This is a genomic window from Cryobacterium sp. 10I1, assembly GCF_035019805.1.
Taxonomy (GTDB): domain Bacteria; phylum Actinomycetota; class Actinomycetes; order Actinomycetales; family Microbacteriaceae; genus Cryobacterium; species Cryobacterium glucosi.
The window spans coordinates 1-5,371 of the sequence record NZ_JASJVF010000223.1; the positions used below are offsets into that span (position 1 = coordinate 1).

Annotated in this window: 5 protein-coding genes; 4 read left to right on the forward strand and 1 reads right to left on the reverse strand. The window is 69.1% G+C overall.

Annotation, left to right across the window (positions count from 1 at the left end; translation table 11 throughout):
• Positions 1–169 precede the first annotated feature (169 nt).
• Positions 170–1,027 carry an iron uptake transporter permease EfeU gene (gene efeU / locus QN345_RS15100; protein ID WP_134559108.1) on the reverse strand — a complete coding sequence of 286 codons (858 nt, stop codon included), beginning with the start codon at positions 1,025–1,027 and terminating at the stop codon, positions 170–172.
• A gap of 103 nt (positions 1,028–1,130) precedes the next feature.
• Between efeU and QN345_RS15105 the strand changes: the two genes are divergently transcribed.
• The 4 genes from QN345_RS15105 to QN345_RS15120 all read left to right on the forward strand — a co-directional run bounded on the left by QN345_RS15105 (position 1,131) and on the right by QN345_RS15120 (position 5,326).
• The gene (locus QN345_RS15105; RefSeq protein ID WP_323508818.1) at positions 1,131–2,270 is read left to right on the forward strand and encodes a hypothetical protein; all 1,140 of its coding nucleotides are present in this window, start codon (positions 1,131–1,133) and stop codon (positions 2,268–2,270) included.
• 97 nt (positions 2,271–2,367) lie between these two features.
• The gene (gene fdxA / locus QN345_RS15110) at positions 2,368–2,685 is read left to right on the forward strand and encodes a ferredoxin (protein ID WP_104099174.1); all 318 of its coding nucleotides are present in this window, start codon (positions 2,368–2,370) and stop codon (positions 2,683–2,685) included.
• Between the two features lie 6 nt (positions 2,686–2,691).
• A complete protein-coding gene (dapC, locus tag QN345_RS15115) occupies positions 2,692–3,798 on the forward strand; it encodes a succinyldiaminopimelate transaminase (protein WP_255454132.1) in 1,107 nt (368 codons plus the stop codon).
• A gap of 217 nt (positions 3,799–4,015) precedes the next feature.
• Positions 4,016–5,326, forward strand: coding sequence for a citrate synthase (locus QN345_RS15120; protein ID WP_198413359.1), 1,311 nt, complete (start codon positions 4,016–4,018; stop codon positions 5,324–5,326).
• The last annotated feature ends 45 nt before the right edge of the window (positions 5,327–5,371 follow it).

Sequence of the window (5,371 nt, forward strand, 5' to 3'; positions counted from 1 at the left end):
GCATGGAGTCCTTAGGGGTGGTGGGGCGGGAACATGGTCCGCGGCGCGGATGCCGGGCGCGCCCGGTGTGCGACGGGCGAGCGAGGGAGCCCGAACCGATTCGAACCGAGCCGATTCGAACCGAGCCGATTCGAACCGAGCCGACGGGAGTTTTCGGGTTGCGGAGCGATCAGGCGCTTGCCAGCACGGTGTCGGGCAGATCCTCCGTCGAGGTGGTTCGGGTGCGGCCGCGGTGGACTGCGCGGGCGAAGAAGGTGAGCGTGGTTCCGACGTAGGCGACCCAGACCAGGAGTTCGAGCCAGGTCGTCGCGGGGGAGAAGTTGAGCGTTCCCTTGAGCAGGGTGCCGTACCAGCTGTCCGGCGGGATGGCGGCGCTCACGTCGAAGGCGATGCTGTGCAGGCCCGGCAGGACGCCGGCCTCCTGTAGGTCGTGCACGCCGTAGGAGAGCACGCCGGCCGCGACGACGATGAGGATGCCGCCGGTCCAGGTGAAGAATTTCGTGAGGTTGATCCGCAGCATCCCCGAGTAGATCAGCCAGCCGAGGCCGGCAGCCGTGACGATGCCGAGGAAGGCGCCGAGGAGCGGCAGGGTGGTCTCCCCGGTCGCCTGCACGGCGGCCCAGAGGAACAGCGCCGTTTCGATGCCCTCCCGGCCGACGGCGATGAAGGCGACGACGACGAGCCCGATGCCGGAGCCGAGCAGGGACTTGTCGATGCTGCCGCGGAGGTGGCTCGAGAGGGTGCGCGCGGTGCGGAGCATCCAGAACACCATCCAGGTCACGAGCCCGGTCGCGGCGATCGAGAGCAGTCCGCCGATCGTCTCCTGGGCCGCGAACGAGAGGCCGTATGTGCCGTAGGTGAGCAGGGCGCCGATGGCGAGCGCGAGGAGCACGGCGAGTCCGACGCCCGCCCAGATTCGCGGCAGAACGTCCTTCCGCCCGATCTTGACGACATAGGCGACGAGGATCGTCACGATGAGTGCGGCTTCGAGGCCCTCACGGAGGCCGATCAGATAGTTTGCGAGCACGGTTTCCTGGTCTTCGGGAGCGGTTGAGTTTGGTAAGGCTATCCTTACTCGAGCGACTCTACCGGCGGTCGGCCGCGAATGTCCAGTTATTATTCTGAGGTGGGTGTCCGCCAATCTGACCCTGGGGAGCTCATCGATGGTCATGTCCGGCAGTGCAGAACGCATCGTCTTCGTGCACGACCGTCCCGGCGACGAGGCCTGGTTCACCGGCGGGACCATCGCCCGCCTGCGCGGCGATGACGCAGGGGTCGTCGTGCTCTTCGGCGCCCGGGCGCCGGGTGACACCGGTGACAGCACCTCGGGGGCGAGCTCCGATGTGCGTGCGGCACTCTCCGCACTCGGCGTCAGCGACTGGCGTGTCCTGCCCCCTTCGACAGACCCCGCCGCGGCCGTGCGCGCCGTGCTCGACGAGGTCCGGGCGACGGCGATCGTGATCGGCGCCCGCAGCGAGCTGCTCCAGGCTGCTGCAGTGGATGCCGCGCACGCCTCCCGGGTGCCGGTCTTCGTGAGTCGCGGGGTCACCGAGGCCATCGGGCAGCGGATCGTCGCGATCGACGTCAGCGACCACATCGAGCAGAAGCTCGCCGCCCTCTCCGCATACCCGGACCGCTGGACCGTTGACGGACGCGTCGTGACGGCCGTCCGTCCCGGGGACCCCGCCGGGTCGGTCACGGGAACCGAAACCTACCTGAGGGCCACACCGCCGCCGGCCGCGCCCGCAGGCCGGGCCGCGGCATCCGCCGTTCAGGCACCACAGCCCGGAGCGGACCCGGAGGGCGCGGCGAAGCAGCCGTCCCCGGCGGACCCGGCGGACCCGACAGACCCGGCGGACCCGGCGCCGCCCCGCGCCTTCGCGACCGGAGCGCTGCGCGCCGTCGCGAGCCTCTTCGCTCTCGCCGCCGGCGTGGTCTTCGGGGTGCTCGGCACGGTGGCGCACCAGGCCACCCTCGTGCTCGGCCCCGTGACCCTGCCCGTCGGCCTCGTTCTCGCGACACTGGCGGCGAGCGCCCTCCTCGTCGGCCTCCGGCTCGTGCTCGACGACCGGGTGGTCGTGCTCGCGTGCACGATCGGCCTCGTCGGATCGATCTTCCTGTTGTCGCTCAAGAGCACGGGCGGTTCCGTGCTCGTGCCCGCCGGACTGGCCGGCACGCTGTGGACGGTGCTGCCGACCCTCGTCGCCTCGCTCGTGCTGGCCTGGCCGCGGCTCCCGCAGCGAAGGGGCCGGTCGGGCCAGGGCGCCTGAGCCAGGGTGCCTGAGCCAGGGCGCCTGAGCCACGACGCCTGACCCGGGGCGCTTGACCTAGACTGGACGTTCAGCTCGTGAAGGGAGCTCCCCGCTCGTGACCTATGTCATTGCCCTGCCGTGTGTCGACGTGAAAGACCGCGCCTGCGTGGACGAATGCCCGGTCGACTGCATTTACGAGGGCGACCGTTCCCTCTACATCCACCCGGACGAATGCGTCGACTGCGGCGCCTGCGAACCGGTCTGCCCCGTTGAGGCCATCTACTACGAGGACGACGTCCCCGAGCAGTGGGCCGAGTACTACAAGGCCAACGTCGAATTCTTCGATGACATCGGGTCTCCCGGCGGCGCCGCGAAGGTCGGCGTGATCCACAAGGACCACCCGATCATCGCCGTCCTGCCCCCGCAGGTCTGACCGGTCGTGCTCAAGCCGCTCCCTGACTACCCGTGGGACCAGATGGCGCCGTTCGCGGCCCAGGCCCGCGCGCACGCCGACGGCATCGTCGACCTGTCGATCGGCTCGCCCGTCGATCCGACCCCGGACGTCGTGCGCACCGCCCTCGCCGCGGCAACGGATGCCCACGCGTACCCGCAGACCGTCGGCACGCCTGAGCTGCAGGCCGCGATCGTCGACTGGTATGCGCGTCGTCGCGGGGTCGCCGGGCTGACGCCGGCCAACGTGCTCCCCACGATCGGTTCCAAGGAACTCGTCGCCCTCCTGCCCTTCATGCTCGGCCTCGGCGAGGGCGACACCGTCGTCCACCCGCTCGCGGCATACCCCACCTATGCCATCGGCGCCGCGATGGCCGGATGCGACGCGTTCGCCTCCGACGACCCGGCCGCGTGGCCGGCAACGACGAAGCTCATCTGGCTGAACAGCCCGGGAAACCCCGATGGCCGCGTGCTGTCGGTGTCCGAGTTGCGTGCCGCCGTCGCGCGCGCACGGGACCTCGGGGCCGTCATCGTGTCCGATGAGTGTTACGCCGAGCTCGGCTGGGCGGGACCCTGGGCGTCCGAGCCGATTCCCAGCATCCTCGACCCGCGCGTGATCGGCACCGACCGGCGCAACGTGCTCGCGATCTACTCCCTCAGCAAGCAGTCCAACATGGCCGGCTACCGCGGCGCCTTCGCGGCCGGCTGCGCCGACGTGCTCGCCCGCGTGCTCACCGTGCGGAAGCACGCCGGCCTGATGCTCCCGCAGCCGCTCCAGGCCGCGATGGTGGCCGCCCTCGGCGACGACTCCCACGTTGCGGCCCAGCGTGAACGGTACCGGGGCAGGCGAGCCGTGCTGCTGCCGGCGATCGAGGCCGCCGGGTACCGGATCGACAGGAGCGAGGCCGGCCTCTACCTGTGGGCGACGAAGGGGGTCGACTGCTGGCAGTCGATCGCCGAACTCGCCGGCCTCGGCATCCTCGCCGGACCGGGATCCTTCTACGGGGACGGGTACCCGCAGCACGTTCGATTCTCGCTCACGGCGACGGATGAGCGCATCCACGCAGCCGCCGCTCGGCTCCGGTCGCTAGAGTAGCAACTGCCCACGGTGTACCCGGAGCGGGTAACATCGACATTCTTGTGGCACTCCTCCGGTGAAACTGCCGAAATTTTGGCGGATGCAACAGTAGGTGGTGGGGCCGATTAGGCTGTATTCGCTTGGACGTCTCTAGCCACACCGGTGTGCCATGGCGGCCACCCCCAGTCCGTAAGGCAGTGATTCAGTGACACTCAGTGATATTCAGGGAGGCGCCGTGAGCGACGTCGTACAGCGAACACCGTCCATCGACCCCTTGGGGGCGACGCTCGCCTTCCCAGGGGGCATCGCCGAGTTCCCGATCGCCCACGGGACCGAGGGCCCCTCCGGCATCGATATCTCGACACTGACCCGGCAGACCGGGCTCGTCACCCTGGACTCCGGCTTCGTGAACACCGCGGCGACCCGTTCGGCGATCACGTACATCGACGGCGGCAAGGGCATCCTGCGCTACCGCGGCTACCCGATCGAACAGATCGCCCAGAACTCCAACTTCCTTGAGACCGCGTGGCTGCTCATCTACGGCGAACTGCCGAGCGCAGGCGAGCTCGAGGCCTTCGACAAGCGCATCCGCAAGCACACCCTGCTGCACGAGGACATGCGCCGCTTCTTCGACGTGCTGCCGTTCAACGCGCACCCGATGTCCGTGCTCGCCTCCGGCGTCTCCGCGATGGCCGCGTACTACCAGGACTCGCTCGACCCGAACGACCCGGACCAGGTCGAAATCGCCACGATCCACCTGCTCGCCAAGCTTCCGGTCATGGCGGCGTACGCCCACAAGAAGAGCGTCGGGCAGGCCTTCCTCTACCCGGACAACTCCCTCGGCTACGTCGACAACTTCCTCAAGCTCATCTTCGGGACCCTCGCGGAGCCGTACGAAGTCGATCCCGTGGTGAGCAAGGCGCTCGAACGCCTGCTGATGCTGCACGAAGACCACGAGCAGAACGCCTCGACGTCGACCGTGCGCCTCGTCGGCTCCACCGAGGCCAACCTCTTCGCCTCTGTGTCCGCCGGCATCAGCGCTCTCTCCGGTCCGCTGCACGGCGGCGCGAACGAGGCCGTGCTCAAGATGCTCGGCGAGATCAGGGCCTCCGGCGAGAGCGTGGAGAAGTTCGTCGAACGGGTCAAGAACAAGGAGCAGGGCGTGCGCCTGATGGGCTTCGGCCACCGGGTGTACAAGAACTACGACCCGCGCGCGACCCTCGTCAAGGAGAGCGCCGACGAGGTGCTCGCCGCCCTCGGCGTCAAGGACGACCTCCTCGACATCGCCAAGGAGCTCGAGCACATCGCCCTCAACGACGACTACTTCCGCGAGCGCAAGCTCTACCCCAACGTCGACTTCTACACCGGCGTCATCTACAAGGCGATGGGCTTCCCGACGAGCATGTTCACGGTCCTCTTCGCCGTGGGCCGCCTTCCCGGCTGGGTCGCGCACTGGCGCGAGATGAACGCGGACCCGACGACGAAGATCGGCCGCCCACAGCAGTTGTACACGGGCTCCCCGGCCAGGGACTTCCCCCGCCGCTAGCTGCACACCCGCAGAACGACGGATGCCCGGCACGCGATCGCGTGC